This is a genomic window from Pseudomonas sp. GCM10022186, from assembly GCF_042656385.1.
GTDB lineage: Bacteria > Pseudomonadota > Gammaproteobacteria > Pseudomonadales > Pseudomonadaceae > Metapseudomonas.
On record NZ_JBHSOU010000028.1, the window covers coordinates 178,943 to 193,379 of the forward strand.

Consider the following 14,437-nt stretch of genomic DNA (forward strand, 5'->3'; position numbering starts at 1 on the left):
ACCCTGCCCTTGCCAACCGTGGCTCAGGGACTGGTCGGAGACGTTCACATCCAGCTGGTTCATGCCCTGCTGGGCGAACAGTTCGCGCAGGCGGTGCATCTGCCCTTCCAGGGCATCGCGGACGTTGGCGTGGGGACTGGCGAAGGTCACCTGGGCCTGGTCCTGGGTCAGGTGCACACGCACCTCCAGGCGCCCCAGTTCCTGCGGGTCGAGCTGGATTTCCGCGGACTTGAGGTTCTGGCTCGACAGCCACATCACCCGGTCCACCACCGCTTCGCTCCAGCCGCCCTGGTTCATCGCCAGCGGCTGGCCAGGAACCAGGGCCGGTGCACGCTGGGCCTGGGCGGCCTGCTGGCCGATGGCCTGGCTCAGGGCACTGAGTCGGCTGGCCAGCAGTTCGTTGCGTACTTCACCCTTGTTTTCGCCAAGGCCAGCAGACACTTCCACCGCGAGCTCGGTGGATGACAGGGCCTTGTCCAGTCCGCCTTCCTCGGCCTCCAGCGGCTTGTCCGCGAAAGCCGCCAGGGCTGCGGAGAATTCCTGATCGAGGGTGGGCGCAGCCTGCGCCGAGGTCGCATCCTGTACCTGCCGGGTAGCAGCCTGGGCGGTTTGACCAACCTGGACGCCCGGGTCCAGGGCCGCCGTCACCGCCGACACACCGCTGGACTGGCTCGGCTCAGGGGCGAAAGCGGCCTCGCCCAAGGCGATCTGGGCCGCGTTGGCCGCCTGCGGCGCGATGGGGGCAGCCGGCAACGCATCGCCAGCCCCGTCGGGTTCGGTCACGGCGCTTTCGGCCGCCGTGGTACCGGTCAGGGCCGCATCGGCCGGAGCCTGGTCGATCGGCAGTTGTCCGGCCATCGCCATGACCAGCAGCGGGTCCATGGCAGGCTCGTCGGAGGCGACACAGGCCTCCCCCTCCTCGGCCGGCAAGGGCTTGCCGCTATCGGCAACGGCGGGCTGGCTGACGGCAGGATCGGCCGCCGGCGTGTCCGGGCTCGCTGCCTCGTCCGATCCGGTCCTGGACTGCCTGGCAGCCGCGTCATTGTGCTCGACGGCCTTGGCCTGGCGTTCCTTCGCGTACATCCGGGCGAAGCTGGCAGCCTCGTCCCTGCTGGATTCCACCGGTTTTTCCGGGGCTTTTGCGGCCGGTGCTTTCGGCTTCACTGCAGGCCTGGCCTGGAGAAGCAGATCTGGGGCAACGGGCATGGGCACTCTCCGCTCGGGTTGCTTCGTTGCCCCTGGGGTAGCAAGGGGCGGGCCAACATCCGGTCGGCAGGAAGGCGACGGCGATCAGCGATTCCGGCCCTGGTGTTCTTCCTGCAGCAGGCTGCGGACGACGAGGAATTCCTCCTCTATCTGCCCGATGAGCGCGGGCGCATCGGCGAGCTGTTCGTGCCGGGCGATGTCTTCCAGCCGCTTGCACAAGCCGGACAGCACGGGCGCGCCCATATTGCTGCAACTGCCCTTGAAGCTGTGGGCGGCCAGGCGCAGGGCCTGGCTGTCGGACGAGGCCAGCGCCTGCTGGATCTGCCGCAGGCGCTCCACGGAATCCGCCAGAAAGGTATCCAGCAAGACAGGAAACTCGTCCTCCATGACATCCCGCAGGGCAGACAGCACAGAATGGTCGAGATGGATATCAGACAAATCCGTCACTCCCTGTACTGAACATCTGAAAATTATGCCTTATTGGGCCAGCGGAATTCGACGTGAATGCCCGTACCGCCCTTGGTCGGCTCGCAGCACGCGGTGAGCTGCCTGACCAGGGTCAGGCCCCTTCCGCAGAGGCTTTCCACGCTCGGCCGGCGGACCAGCGCCTCCCTCAGGTCGAAGCCCTTGCCGCTGTCCTCCACATCGAGCAACAGGCGCCCTCCCCGCCCTTCGGGAATGAGCTGGAAGTGAAAGCGCACATAGCCGTCCTCCAGCCCCGCCAGGCGCTCGCTGCGTTCGCGGTAGTAGCGGGCGAAGCCCTCGGCGTTGCCCTTGAGGGAAGAGTCCAGCCCCAGCACGCCGTGTTCCAGAGCGTTGGAATAGAGTTCGGCGAGCACCGTGTAGAGTGCGCCTCCCTGGTCGCGCAGGCCCTGGACCTCGAGCAACAGCTGGAGCAGGAAGGGCAAGGGATTGAAGCGCTTCAGGGTCTGCGCGCGGAACTCGAAGGTGGCCGACCAGTCCAGCGGGCTGGACTGGCCGCTGTCGGTGAAGGCCAGCTTGGCGCGCTCGGTGACCTCGTCGAGCATGCGCACCTCGATCATGCTCACGTCATCCTGGGCCTGGCCGCGGAAGGCGCTCAGGGCCAGCTGGATATCGTCGAACAGCCGATTGCGGTCGGTGTTGGCATCGAACACGGCGCGCAGGCGCTGGTCGCCGAAGAGTTCGTCGCTGTCGTTGCGGGTCTCCAGCACACCATCGGAGACCAGCAGGATGCGATCGCCGGTCTCCACCGGATAGGACTCGAAATGGGGATTGAAACTGCCCTGGTCGAGCACCCCCAGCGGCAGGTGGCGCGACACCAGGCGCACCAGCTCGCCGCTCTCGGCGCGACGCAGATAACCGTCGGGCAGGCCGCCGTTCCATACCTCGAGCATGCGCCGCTGGAAGCTCAGGTTGAGGAAGGTGGCGCAGCAGAACACCCCGATGGGGAGGATGCGCTTCAGCTTGGCATTCATTTCCCGGAGGATGTCGGCCATGGCATAACCCTTGGCGGTCATGCCGTAGAACACCTCGGCCAGGGGCATGGCGCCGATGGCCGCCGGCAGGCCGTGGCCGGTGAAGTCGCCCAGCAGCACATGCATGCCGCCGGAGGGCTTGTAGGCGGCCAGCAACAGATCGCCGTTGAACAGGGCGTAGGGCGATTGCAGGTAGCGGATGTTCGGCGCGCTCAGGCAACCGGAATGCGCGACCTTGTCGAATACCGCCTTGGCCACGCGCTGCTCGGTGAGCAGGTGCTCGTTGTGCCGGGCGATCAGGTCGCGCTGCTGCAGCACGGTGTCCTGCAGGCGGCGCAGGCGGTCCAGGGCCTTGATCTTGGCCTCCAGGATGACCCGGTTGTAGGGCTTGGCGAGAAAGTCGTCGCCCCCCGCCTCCAGGCAACGCACCAGCGCCTCGTTCTCGGTGAGCGAGGTGAGGAAGATGATCGGCACCAGGGCTTCGCCCGCCAGTTGCTTGATCCGGCGGGCGGCCTCGAAGCCGTCCATCACCGGCATCAGGGCATCCATCAGCACCAGTTGCGGCTGCTCCTGCTGGAACAGGGCCACCGCCTCGCGGCCATTGGCGGCAGTCAGCGCACGGTGCCCCTGGCGGCTGACGATGGTGGACAACAGCAGCCTGTCCGCTGCGTTGTCCTCGGCAATCAGGATCGTCAGCGGCGACGGCATGGCAGCGGGCCTCAGGCGATCTGGAACAATTGTTCGAAATTGGAGATGGCGAGGATCTTGCGAACGTCGGGGTTGCAATTGGCGAGGCGGATCTGCGCTCGTTCGCCACCGGCGTGGTCACGCAGCAGGAGAAGCATGCCGAGGGCGGAGCTGTCCAGGTAAGTGGTGCCCTTGAGGTCCACGACGTAGCGCTTGGGGGTGATGTTGACGCGCTCGTAGGCGTCGCGGAATTCCTGGTGGGCCCCGAAATCGAATCGTCCCTGGATGTAGATGGTCAGCTCCTGCCCATCGTCGGAGGGCATCGAGGTGATGGCCATGCAAAACTCCTTGTTCAAGTGCGGAATACGCGTGGAGAAGATTTAGCACCCCCCTCAAGGCAGGGCAACAGGAAAGCCGCGGCGCGGGAGAATTTATGGTTCTGAGATGACGCCCTGAAGAATGCCTGGAAGCGGAACGCCCGGCTGGCACCGCCCTCTCCCCCAGCCCCTCTCCCAGAGGGAGAGGGGTGACTCGCGCCTGGCAGGGCGCGGCAATCCTGATGCCTGGCCAGTGCCTGAACATATGCAGTTACGTAGGATGGGTGGAGCGGAGCGATACCCATGCGGACAGGGCTGATGGGTATCGCAAGCTCGCGGAATGCCGCCCGCCGCAAGCGACGAACTGGCGCCCCTTGGCAGGCCTGCGGCCTGCTTGGCGAATGAATTCGCCCCTACAGGTTCTCCCTTACTCTTCGCTTTTCGCCGGCAGGCGCTGCACCAGTTCGTCCAGCAGCTTCTGTTCGCGCTTGTCCTCCGCCGCGCGGGCTTCGTCGAGGTAGCGCTGCACCAGCTTGCGCAAGCCCTCCAGGCGCGCGTAGCGCTGCTGCCAGGCGGCGCGGGCCTTGTCCAGGTTGTCGCGATGCCATTTGACGCTCTGCATCTGCTGGCCGATGGCCGATTCCAGCTGCGACAGGAAGCGCTGGTAGTTCATCAGCCACTGGCCGGAGACGCCGCGCCGCCCCTCCTCGAGCCACTGCTGCTGGTAATCGGCGCGGTAGCGCTCCAGTTCGCCGAGCTTCATCTCCGCCTGGGACAGTTGGCCCTGGCAACGGCCGAGCATGCGCGCCGCTTCACGTTCGTCGCGCTCGGCCATTTCCACCACCGGCGCCAGACGCGCCGCGCGACTGCGGGACATGCGCTTATCAGCCCTGGATGCCGAGGCTGGCGGCCAGGCGCTGACTGCTCTGGGCCAGGCCCTCGCTCTCGTCCAGGGCCTGGCGCAGGAACGCGGCCATGGCCGGCTGGCGGGCAATGGCCAGGTCGGTGTCGGGGTCGCCACCGGCGACATAGGCGCCGACGCTGATCAGGTCGCGGCTCTGCTGGTAGCGCGACCAGAGCTGCTTGAAGCGCTGGGCCCGCTTCATGTGTTCGGGGCTCACCACCTGCGGCATCACCCGGCTGATGGAGGCCTCGATGTCGATGGCCGGGTAGTGCCCTTCCTCGGCCAGGCGGCGCGACAGCACGAAGTGGCCGTCGAGCACACCGCGCGCGGAGTCGGCGATGGGGTCCTGCTGGTCGTCGCCTTCGGAAAGCACGGTGTAGAAGGCGGTGATGGAACCGCCGCCCTGCTCGGCGTTGCCGGCGCGTTCCACCAGTTTCGGCAACTTGGCGAAGACCGAGGGCGGATAACCCTTGGTGGCCGGCGGCTCGCCGATGGCCAGGGCGATCTCGCGCTGGGCCTGGGCGAAACGGGTCAGGGAATCCATCAGCAGGAGGACGTTCTTGCCCTTGTCGCGGAAGTATTCGGCGATGCGGGTGCAATACATGGCGGCGCGCAGGCGCATCAGCGGGGCCTCGTCCGCCGGCGATGCCACCACCACCGAACGCTTGAGGCCTTCTTCGCCGAGGGTGTGCTCGATGAACTCCTTCACCTCGCGGCCCCGCTCGCCGATCAGCCCGACGACTATGATCTCCGCCTCGGTGAAGCGGGTCATCATGCCCAGCAGCACGCTCTTGCCCACGCCCGTACCGGCGAACAGGCCGAGGCGCTGGCCGCGGCCCACGGTGAGCAGCGCGTTGATCGAGCGGATGCCCACGTCCAGCGGCTCGTCGATGGGGTGGCGCTTGAGCGGGTTGATGGTGGGGCCATCCATCGGCACCCAGTCCTCGGCGCGCATCCCGCCCTTGCCGTCGAGGGCGCGGCCGGCGCCGTCGAGCACCCGGCCGAGCATGGACATGCCCATGGGCAGGCGGCCGGTATCCGGCAGCGGCACCACGCGGGCGCCGGGAGCGATCCCGGACAGGCTGCCCACCGGCATCAGGTAGATCTTGCTGCCGGAAAACCCCATCACCTCGGCCTCCACCTGCACCGGGTGGTAGCTGTCGTCGTTGATCACCAGGCAGCGGCTGCCCACCGGCGCGCGCAGCCCCTCGGCTTCCAGGGTGAGGCCCACCATACGCAGCAGGCGGCCTTCGACCACGGGTTGCGCGGGCAGGTCGACGACGTCCCTGTAGCCCGCCAGGCGCTTGGCGAAGCTGGCCCGCTCAATACGCATGGTCGAGGCTGTCCGGGGCGCCCAGGTCCATGACCAGGTCGGCCGACGGCGGATGGACCTTCTGTTCGCGCTGCTGTTCGAAGAGCTGCTTCATGGCCTGGCTCAGGCGCGTCTCGATGCTGGCGTCGATGCGCGAGTGCTCGGTTTCGACCCGGCAGCCACCGGGCAGCAGGGATTCGTCTTCGAGGATGCGCCAGCTTTCTTCGTGACGTTCGCGCAGTGCCTTGACCTGCTCGAAGTCCTGCGGGTTGACGTGGATGCGCAGGTTGTTCGCGCCCATGGGCAACAGCTTCAGGGCTTCGCGAAGCACATGGCGGATCTGGCTGGAATCCACTCGCAGCTCACGCTGGATCACCTGGCGGGTGATCAGGCTGGTGAGCTGCACCAGGGACTCTTCGATCTGCCGGTCCTGCTCGGCGATGGGTTCGAGCAACTGGCCCATCAGCCTCTCCAGCTGGGCCAGGCGGGCGCCCAGGGCGACTTCCGCCTCCTGTCGGGCCTTCAGCTGGCCGGCGTGGAAACCGTCGCGCTCGCCGGTGGCGAAACCTTCGTTGTAGGCGTCCTGGCGGATGGCCTCGAGTTCGTCCAGCGTCAGCGGCTTGACGGCCTCGACCGGCACTTCCTCGATCTGCGGCTCCCCTTCGGCTTCAGCCTCGAGCAGCACCTCTTCCGGCTCGGGCGCCGGGGGCTCCGGGACCTCCGGGTCAAAGCTGGGCAGCGACCAGCGGTCGAAGACGCTGACGTCCCTGGCGCGGATCAGCTCGCTTTCCGGTTCCTTGCTGGACATGGACGCCGCCTCAGATCATTTCTTCGCCGCCCTTGCCGCCGAGGACGATTTCCCCGGCTTCGGCCATGCGGCGGGCGATAGTGAGGATTTCCTTCTGCGCCGACTCCACGTCGCTGACGCGTACCGGGCCCTTGGCCTCCAGGTCGTCGCGCAGCAGTTCGGCGGCGCGCTTGGACATGTTCTTGAAGACCTTGTCCTTGATGGCGTCGTCCGCCCCCTTGAGGGCCAGCACCAGCACGTCGGACGAGACTTCCCGCAGCAGCGCCTGGATGCCGCGGTCGTCGACGTCGGCGAGGTTGTCGAAGACGAACATCAGGTCTTCGATCTGCATCGAGAGGTCCTCGTCCACCTCGCGGATGGAGTCCATCAACTGGCCTTCGACCGAGCTCTCGAGGAAGTTCATGATGTCCGCCGCGCGCTTCACGCCGCCCATGGTGGTGCGGGTGGTGCTGGCGTTGCCGGCGAACTGCTTCTCGAGGATCAGGTTGAGTTCCTTGAGCGCGGAAGGTTGCACGGTGTTGAGCGAGGACACCCGCAGGACGATGTCCAGGCGCACCTTGTGGTCGAAATGGCTGAGCACTTCGGCGGCCTGGTCCGGATCGAGGTAGGCGACCACTATCGCCTGGATCTGCGGGTGCTCGTAGCGGATCACGTCGGCCACGGCGCGCGGCTCCATCCACTTGAGGCTGTCCAGGCCACTGGTGCTGCCGCCCAGCAGGATGCGGTCGATCAGGTTGTTGGCCTTGTCCTCGCCGAGCGCCTGGGTGAGCATCTTGCGGATGTAGCCATCGGCGCCGACGCCCAGGCTGGTCTGGTCGCCGACTATCTCGACGAACTCGCTCATCACCTGTTCCACCTGTTCGCGATGGACATTGCGCATCTGCGCCATGGCCACGCCGACCCGCTGCACTTCCTTCGGCCCCATGTGGCGGAGCACCTGGGCGGCGTCGGTCTCACCCAGGGACAACAGCAGGATGGCGGCCTTGTCGACCTTGGCCAGCTTGGCGGGAGCGCGGTTCTCACTCATCGGCGTTGATCCATTCCTTGACTACCAGGGCCACACGGCCAGGATCTTCGGCCACCAGGTTCTTGATGGCGTTGAGCTGCGCATCATACCCGTCGCTCGGGCTGGGCAGCAGGATGCTTTGCGGGCCACCCAGGCTGACGCGGTCATCCGACAGCTCGCCGGACAGCCCCATCTCGCCCAGTTCGGCGTCGCCCTCGCGACCGCCCGCCAGTTCCTTGCCCTTGCCGGCACCGGTGATGTTGTTCAGCACCGGGCGCAGCACACCGAATACCAGCACCAGGATGAACAGCACGCCGAGCACCTGCTTCACCACATCCCAGAACCAGGGCTGGGTGTAGAAGGGAATCTCGATCACCTCTTCGCTGTTGTCGGCGACGAAGGGCGTGTTGATCACGCTGACGCTGTCGCCGCGGCTGGCATCAAAGCCTACCGAGTCCTGCACCAGGCGGGTGAAGCGGGCGATCTCGTCGGCGCTCCAGGGCACCCGGGTGGTCTCGCCGCCCTGCGGGTCCAGCCTGACCTGATCATCCAGCACCACCGCGACGGAAAGCCGGCGCAGGCGCCCTTGCTGTTGCCTGGTGTGGCTGATGGAACGGTCCAGCTCGTAGTTGCGGGTGGTCTGGTCGCGCTTGTCGGTGGGGTACGGTGCCAGCATCGGCTTGCCGGTGGCCGGGTCGATGATCTGCTGGCCGTTATCATCCAGCAGCGGCTGCCCCGGCGCCACGCCGGCAGGCGCAGCGGCGGTGGCCTGTTGCGGCGCGGCGCCGGGCGCCGGCGGCTGGTTCGACAGCGCACCGGGCACGCCCTGCGGGCCGCTGCTGTTCTGGCGTTCCTCCGCCAGGCTCTGCTCGCTGCGCAGGGCCGGCTGGTCCGGGTTGTACATTTCCGAGGTGGATTCGACGGCGCTGAAGTCCACGTCCGCCGAGACTTCCGCCTTGTAGCGGCCGTTGCCCAGCACCGGCTGCAGGATGCTGTGCACGCGCTGGGTGTAGAGGGTTTCCATGCGCCGGGTGTAGTCGAACTGCTTGCCGGCCATGGTCAGCTCGGACAGCTCCTGCTGGTCGGACAGCAGGTTGCCCTTCTGGTCGACCACCGTGACCTGGGACTTGTCCAGCTCCGGCACGCTGGTGGCCACCAGGTTGACGATGGCCATGACCTGGCTCGGCTCCAGGGTGCGACCCGGGTAGAGCTCCACCAGCACCGAAGCGCTGGGCTTGCGCTCGTCGCGCACGAATACCGAGCTCTTCGGGATGGCCAGGTGCACGCGGGCGCCCTTGACGTTGTTCAGGCTGGAAATGGTGCGCGCCAGTTCGCCTTCCAGGCCGCGGCGGTAGCGGGTGGCTTCCATGAACTGGCTGGTGCCCAGGCCCTGCTCCTTGTCGAGGATCTCGAAGCCGACAGTGTTGTCGCCGGGGGCCACGCCGGCTGCGGCGACCTTCATGCGCGCACGGGCGAGGTCTTCGGACTTCACCAGCAGGGCGCCGGAGTTGGGTTCGATCTTGTAGCCGATATCGGCGGCGCCCAGGGCTTCCACCACCTGGTTGGCGTCCATTCCCGAGAGGCTGCCGTACAGCGGGCGGTAATCCGGCTGCTGGGACCAGAGCACCACGGCGAAGCCAATGGCGACGCTGGCGGCCAGGCCCACCAGCAGGCCGACCTGGCGCAGCACCGTCATCTGCGAGAGGTTATCCAGGAAAGACAGGCCGAGCAGCGGTTTCTTCCCGTCCGCCTCACCCGATGCGCCTGCCTTGGCGAGGACCTTTGCAACAGCGGCTTCAGCCATTTCTCAATCCGTCCTCAAACCGGCATCTGCATGATGTCCTGGTACGCCTGGACCAGCTTGTTGCGCACCTGGGTCATGGCCTCGAAGGAGACGCTGGCTTTCTGCGACGCGATCATCACATCCGTGAGGTCCACGCCCTTCTGGCCCACCTCGAATGCGCTGGCCATTTCGCTGGCGGCCTTCTGGGTGTCGGCGACCTTGTCGACCGCCTGCCCGAGCATGTCCGCGAAGCTCGGCGCGCCGGCCTCCGGGGTAGCCGCGGGAGCAGGCTTGCGGGCCATGGCATCCATCTGCATGGCGCGCATTTCCAACATCAGGCGATTGAACTCGACACCCTGGCTCATCACATTCCTCCAACTGCCGCGATTTTTTGACGCTGCGCGGTCCGATGCGGGGTATGTGCAACAAGGGTGCCAGTTAAGAGCAGCTGGAAGCGGGAAGCCTGAAGCTGGAAGAAGAAAGCCCGGAGAGAACTCCGGGCTTCCAGATGGCAAAGCGCCCCGTAGGATGGGTGGAGCCTGCGATACCCATCAGCCTTGATCGATGGGTATGCGGGACGCCGCCCGCCACATCCTACGGCGCCACCCAGCCTCCAGCCTCCAGCTTCCAGCTTCCAGCTTCCAGCTTCCAGCTTCTAGCTACTAGCTACTAGCTAGCGTACAGATACGCCTCGACATCCATCCCCGCATCGCGCATCTGCGCCAGCTTGTAGCGCAGGGTGCGCGGGCTGATGCCCAGGCGTTCGGCGGCTTCCTTGCGGCGGCCGCGCTCGGAGCGCAGGGTGTCGATGATCATCTGGAACTCGTGGCGGCGCAGGTCGTCGCCCAGGGCGCTGGGCGCCTCAGTGGGCACGGGGGCCATCGGCAGTACCGGCGCGGCGACTGGAACAGCCGGCGCCAGGGCCATGCCGATGGGCGCGGTCAGGCAGAGGTCCTGGGGCTGGATCACCCCGCCCTGCTGCAGGATCAGCGCGCGCTGCACGGCGTTGTCCAGTTCGCGGACGTTGCCCGGCCAGGCGTGGGCCACGAGGGCCGCCTGGGCCTCGACGGAGAAGCGCACGGGGGCGTGGTTCATTTTTTTGACGTGCTTGCCCAGCAGGCGCTCGGCCAGGGGCAGGATGTCCGCCGGGCGCTCGCGCAGCGGCCGCCAGGCCAGCGGGAAGACCGAGAGACGGTAGTAGAGGTCCTCGCGGAAACGCCCCGCCGCCACCTCGCCGGCCAGGTCGCGGTTGGTGGTGGCGAGCACGCGGATATCCAGGCTGATGGGCCGGCGCGCGCCCACCCGCTCCACTTCACGCTCCTGCAGCACACGCAGCAGCTTGGCCTGCAGGCCCAGGGGCATTTCGGAGATCTCGTCGAGCAGGATGGTGCCGCCGTCGGCCAGCTCGAACTTGCCCGGGGCGCTGGCGATGGCGCCGGTGAAGGCACCCTTCTCATGGCCGAACAGGGTGGCTTCGAGCATGTTGTCCGGGATGGCTGCGCAGTTGATGGCGATGAAGGGCCCGTTGGCGCGGTTCGACTGCTGGTGAATGTACTGCGCCAGGACCTCCTTGCCGGTGCCGGACTCGCCGGAAATCAGCACGGTGGAATCACTGCGTGCCACCCGCGCGGCCAGTTCCAGCAACTGGCGGCTGGCCGGCTCCAGGGCCACGGGGCCATCGCTGGCGGCCGGGGCGACGCGGCCCAGGGCATGGCGCGCCACCAGCTCCAGCAGGGTGTTGGGCTCGAAGGGTTTCACCAGGTAATCGGCGGCGCCCTGGCGCATGGCTTCCACCGCGCGCTCCACGGCGCCATAGGCGGTCATCAGCAGCACCGGCAGTTGCGGATGGCGCTGGCGGACCACGGCCAGCAACTGATGGCCGTCCATGCCGGGCATGTTGACGTCGCTGACCATCAAGCCGAAGGGCTCCTCCCCCAGGGCCACCAGGGCGGCTTCGGCGCAGTCCACCGCGCGGAAGTCGTAGCCGCCGATCAGCAGGGTGTCCGCCAGGGCTTCACGCAGGGCGCGATCATCCTCGACCAGCAGAATTTTGGCAGTCATCGTCCTTTACTCCTGAGTAACCGATTGCGCCGCGGGAATCAGCGGCAGGACCAGGGTGGCGCAGGTGCCGCGGCCGGGCCGCGAACGCAGCCGCAGCTCGCCCTGGTGGGCGCGCGCCACCGCCTTGACCACCGCCAGCCCGAGGCCGGTGCCGGTGGTCCTGGTGGTGAAGAAGGGCTCGCCCAGGCGCGCCAGGGTGGCGGCATCGATGCCCGGGCCGTTGTCACTGATGGAGAGAAGCAGGTCGCCGCCGCGGCGATAGAGGTGCACCTTCAGCCGCAGGTCGCGGCCGGCGGCCTGGTTGGCGTTCTCGATGAGGTTGAGCATGGCGCCCACCAGGGTGTCGCGGTTGCACAGCAGCTCGCCTTCGGCGAGGTCGCACTGCCAGCGCACCTGACGGCCTTCCACATGGGACTCGGCGGAGGCACGCAAGGCGGCGAACAGCGCAGATGGCGCCAGGCGATCCGGCAACGGCAGCTCGCCGCGGGCGAACACCAGCATGTCGCGAACCTGGTGTTCCAGTTCGTGCAGGCGCTCCTTGAGGCGGCCGGCGAAACGCTGCTGCTGCTCCACCGGCAGCACCTGCTGATTGAGATGGCCGGCGTAGAGCAAGGCCGCGGACAGCGGCGTGCGGATCTGGTGGGCCAGGGAGGCGACCATGCGCCCGAGGGCGGAAAGGCGTTCGTGGCGGGCCAACTGGTCCTGCAGGCGACGGGTTTCCGTCAGATCGGTGAGCAGCACCAGCTGGCCGGGTTCGGCATTCAGGGAACGGGTGGCGATGGAAAGGCGGCGGCCATCCTTGAGGGAGATTTCATGGCCATCGTCTTCGCGGGGGGCGAAACTGCGGGCGATCACCTCACGCCAGAGCATGCCTGCCAGGGGCTGGCCCAGCAGATTGCGGGCCACGGGATTGGCCTCGCGCACCACGCCCTGGCCGTCGATCACTATGACCCCGCCGGGCAGCAGGTCCAGCAGGCTCTGCAGGCGGTTGGCCAGGCGCTCTTTCTCCGCCAGTTCCTGCATCCGCTGGGCGCTGACCAGGGCCAGCTGCCCCTTCAGCTCGGTGACCCGCGCCTCCAGCATGCTGTAAGACTCGCTGAGCTGGGCCGACATCTGGTTGAACAGCGCGAAGGCCTGTTCAAGGCCTGCACGGCTTGCCTGTTCGGCCGGGGATGCTTGCGGATTCTGCGCGGGGATGACGGCTGGGTTCATGCTCTTCTCTCGCTCCATCGACCGTCAGCAGACGGTCGGTCGAGCGAGACAAAGCAATACCCATGCCTAAAATGTTTTCCTTATAAAACAGGCACTTGGAAAAAGCGGAATTATTCTTCCGCCAATTCCTCGTCGCGACGGCTCATGCCGTACTTGCGCATCTTCTCCACCAGGGTGGTACGCCGGATGCGCAGGCGCTCGGCGGCGCGGGCCACTACGCCGGAGGCATCGTCCAGCGCCTGCTGGATCAGGCCCTGCTCCAGGTTGCCGAGGTAGTCCTTGAGGTCCAGGCCCTCCGGCGGCAGCAGTGCCGGGGCACTGACGCCCGGCAGGCCGGCGCCGATGGCCGAACGCTCTTCGATCTCCTCGCGCAGACTGGCCTTGAGCTGCTCGTCCTCGTCGTCGACGTGGCGGAATTTCTTCGGCAGCTCGCTGACACCGATGACACCGTAGGGATGCATGATCGCCATGCGCTCCACCAGGTTGGCCAGCTCGCGAACGTTGCCCGGCCAGTCGTGGTTGCACAGGGACATGATGGCGGCGGAGTTAAAGCGTATGGAGCCGCGCTTCTCGTGCTCCATGCGGGCGATGAGCTCGTTGATCAGCAGCGGGATGTCTTCCACCCGCTCGCGCAGCGGTGCCATCTCGATGGGGAAGACATTGAGGCGGTAGTAGAGGTCTTCGCGGAAGCTGCCGGCCTCGATCATCTGTTCGAGGTTCTTGTGGGTGGCGGCGATGATGCGCACGTCCACGTTCTGCGTCTTGTTGCTGCCGACCCGCTCGAAGGTGCGCTCCTGCAGCACCCGCAGCAGCTTGACCTGCATCGGCAGCGGCATGTCGCCGATCTCGTCGAGGAACAGGGTGCCGCCGTTGGCCAGCTCGAAGCGCCCCGCCCGGCTGGTGATGGCGCCGGTGAAGGCGCCCTTCTCATGGCCGAACAATTCGCTTTCCAGCAACTCCGCCGGGATGGCGCCGCAGTTGACCGGCACGAAGGGCGCTTCGCGACGCTTGGAATGGTAGTGGAGGTTGCGCGCCACCACTTCCTTGCCGGTGCCGGACTCGCCGAGGATCAGCACGCTGGCGTCGGTGTCGGCCACCTGCTGCATCATCTGCCGCACCTGCTGGATGGCACGGCTGGTGCCCACCAGGCTGCGGAACAGGTTCGGCTCGCGCTGGCGGCCGCGCTCGCGGGCCTGGTCGTACATTTCGCGATACACCTGGGCGCGGTGCAGGGAATCGAGCAGCTTGTTGTAACTCGGCGGCATCTCCAGGCTGACCAGGAGACGGCGGCGCAGGTCTTCCGGCCAATCCGCCTGGACCTGATCGCCGAGCAGCAACACCGGGAGGAATTCGTCCCAGGCCAGCACCTGCTTGATCAGCTCGAGCACGCCACCCTTGGCGCTCACTTCGCCCAGCATCACGCAGAGGACATCGCGACTGGAGGCCAGGGAACCCGTCATGTCCCGCCAGTCGTTGCTGGCACAGGCCAGGTACTCTTCACCGAGGAAATTCAGGATCACCGCGAAGTCGCGGCGGCGATCGCCATTGTCGTCGATCAGCAGGATTTTGGTTTCACGCCACATTGTCGGGTTCTTGCTTTTTCTGGGCTGGACGCCGTATTCCACGGCGCATGGGGAGACGGTGCTTCCCGGGTGCGGGATCGACCGGCAATTGGCCACTAGTA

Annotated in this window: 13 protein-coding genes; all 13 read right to left on the reverse strand. The window is 66.8% G+C overall.

Going from position 1 to position 14,437, the window contains the following annotated elements; all coding sequences use genetic code 11:
- Window positions 1-1,122, reverse strand: a 1,122-nt coding sequence (locus ACFPU0_RS12920) for a flagellar hook-length control protein FliK (RefSeq protein WP_377693440.1), incomplete at its 3' end; no start/stop codon positions are given.
- A gap of 168 nt (window positions 1,123-1,290) precedes the next feature.
- A complete protein-coding gene (locus tag ACFPU0_RS12925; protein ID WP_377693441.1) occupies window positions 1,291-1,644 on the reverse strand; it encodes an Hpt domain-containing protein in 354 nt (117 codons plus the stop codon).
- A gap of 32 nt (window positions 1,645-1,676) precedes the next feature.
- Window positions 1,677-3,371, reverse strand: a complete 1,695-nt coding sequence (locus tag ACFPU0_RS12930) for an ATP-binding SpoIIE family protein phosphatase (protein WP_377693443.1) — start codon at window positions 3,369-3,371, stop codon at window positions 1,677-1,679.
- A gap of 11 nt (window positions 3,372-3,382) precedes the next feature.
- Window positions 3,383-3,688 carry an STAS domain-containing protein gene (locus tag ACFPU0_RS12935; protein ID WP_377693444.1) on the reverse strand — a complete coding sequence of 102 codons (306 nt, stop codon included), beginning with the start codon at window positions 3,686-3,688 and terminating at the stop codon, window positions 3,383-3,385.
- Window positions 3,689-4,094: 406 nt separating this feature from the next.
- Complete coding sequence (gene fliJ, locus ACFPU0_RS12940; protein WP_377693445.1) at window positions 4,095-4,544, reverse strand: flagellar export protein FliJ; 450 nt, start codon at window positions 4,542-4,544, stop codon at window positions 4,095-4,097.
- A gap of 7 nt (window positions 4,545-4,551) precedes the next feature.
- The gene (fliI, locus tag ACFPU0_RS12945) at window positions 4,552-5,904 is read right to left on the reverse strand and encodes a flagellar protein export ATPase FliI (protein WP_377693447.1); all 1,353 of its coding nucleotides are present in this window, start codon (window positions 5,902-5,904) and stop codon (window positions 4,552-4,554) included.
- The gene (fliH, locus tag ACFPU0_RS12950; protein WP_377693448.1) at window positions 5,894-6,691 is read right to left on the reverse strand and encodes a flagellar assembly protein FliH; all 798 of its coding nucleotides are present in this window, start codon (window positions 6,689-6,691) and stop codon (window positions 5,894-5,896) included. Before fliH ends, fliI begins: the two co-directional genes overlap by 11 nt.
- A gap of 10 nt (window positions 6,692-6,701) precedes the next feature.
- A complete protein-coding gene (gene fliG / locus ACFPU0_RS12955; protein WP_377693449.1) occupies window positions 6,702-7,718 on the reverse strand; it encodes a flagellar motor switch protein FliG in 1,017 nt (338 codons plus the stop codon).
- On the reverse strand, window positions 7,711-9,501 hold the full coding sequence (gene fliF, locus ACFPU0_RS12960; protein ID WP_377693450.1) for a flagellar basal-body MS-ring/collar protein FliF: 1,791 nt from the start codon (window positions 9,499-9,501) through the stop codon (window positions 7,711-7,713). The genes fliG and fliF overlap by 8 nt, the downstream gene beginning before the upstream one ends.
- A 14-nt stretch (window positions 9,502-9,515) precedes the next feature.
- A complete protein-coding gene (fliE, locus tag ACFPU0_RS12965; protein ID WP_377693451.1) occupies window positions 9,516-9,845 on the reverse strand; it encodes a flagellar hook-basal body complex protein FliE in 330 nt (109 codons plus the stop codon).
- A gap of 304 nt (window positions 9,846-10,149) precedes the next feature.
- Window positions 10,150-11,541 (reverse strand): sigma-54-dependent response regulator transcription factor FleR, encoded by a 1,392-nt coding sequence (gene fleR, locus ACFPU0_RS12970; protein WP_377693452.1) that lies wholly within the window; start codon window positions 11,539-11,541, stop codon window positions 10,150-10,152.
- Window positions 11,542-11,547: 6 nt separating this feature from the next.
- Window positions 11,548-12,753 (reverse strand): sensor histidine kinase, encoded by a 1,206-nt coding sequence (locus tag ACFPU0_RS12975; protein ID WP_377693453.1) that lies wholly within the window; start codon window positions 12,751-12,753, stop codon window positions 11,548-11,550.
- A 110-nt stretch (window positions 12,754-12,863) separates the two neighbouring features.
- Window positions 12,864-14,336 carry a sigma-54 dependent transcriptional regulator gene (locus ACFPU0_RS12980; RefSeq protein ID WP_377693454.1) on the reverse strand — a complete coding sequence of 491 codons (1,473 nt, stop codon included), beginning with the start codon at window positions 14,334-14,336 and terminating at the stop codon, window positions 12,864-12,866.
- Between the last annotated feature and the right edge of the window lie 101 nt (window positions 14,337-14,437).

What these genes read in the sequence shown, in the direction of transcription:
- ACFPU0_RS12930 (WP_377693443.1), bottom strand. Translation starts at nt 3,371, where the DNA reads ATGCCGTCGCCGCTGACGATCCTGATTGCCGAGGACAACGCAGCGGAC.
- ACFPU0_RS12935 (WP_377693444.1), bottom strand. Translation starts at nt 3,688, where the DNA reads ATGGCCATCACCTCGATGCCCTCCGACGATGGGCAGGAGCTGACCATC.
- fliJ (WP_377693445.1), bottom strand. Translation starts at nt 4,544, where the DNA reads ATGTCCCGCAGTCGCGCGGCGCGTCTGGCGCCGGTGGTGGAAATGGCC.
- fliI (WP_377693447.1), bottom strand. Translation starts at nt 5,904, where the DNA reads ATGCGTATTGAGCGGGCCAGCTTCGCCAAGCGCCTGGCGGGCTACAGG.
- fliH (WP_377693448.1), bottom strand. Translation starts at nt 6,691, where the DNA reads ATGTCCAGCAAGGAACCGGAAAGCGAGCTGATCCGCGCCAGGGACGTC.
- fliG (WP_377693449.1), bottom strand. Translation starts at nt 7,718, where the DNA reads ATGAGTGAGAACCGCGCTCCCGCCAAGCTGGCCAAGGTCGACAAGGCC.
- fliF (WP_377693450.1), bottom strand. Translation starts at nt 9,501, where the DNA reads ATGGCTGAAGCCGCTGTTGCAAAGGTCCTCGCCAAGGCAGGCGCATCG.
- fliE (WP_377693451.1), bottom strand. Translation starts at nt 9,845, where the DNA reads ATGAGCCAGGGTGTCGAGTTCAATCGCCTGATGTTGGAAATGCGCGCC.
- fleR (WP_377693452.1), bottom strand. Translation starts at nt 11,541, where the DNA reads ATGACTGCCAAAATTCTGCTGGTCGAGGATGATCGCGCCCTGCGTGAA.
- ACFPU0_RS12975 (WP_377693453.1), bottom strand. Translation starts at nt 12,753, where the DNA reads ATGAACCCAGCCGTCATCCCCGCGCAGAATCCGCAAGCATCCCCGGCC.
- ACFPU0_RS12980 (WP_377693454.1), bottom strand. Translation starts at nt 14,336, where the DNA reads ATGTGGCGTGAAACCAAAATCCTGCTGATCGACGACAATGGCGATCGC.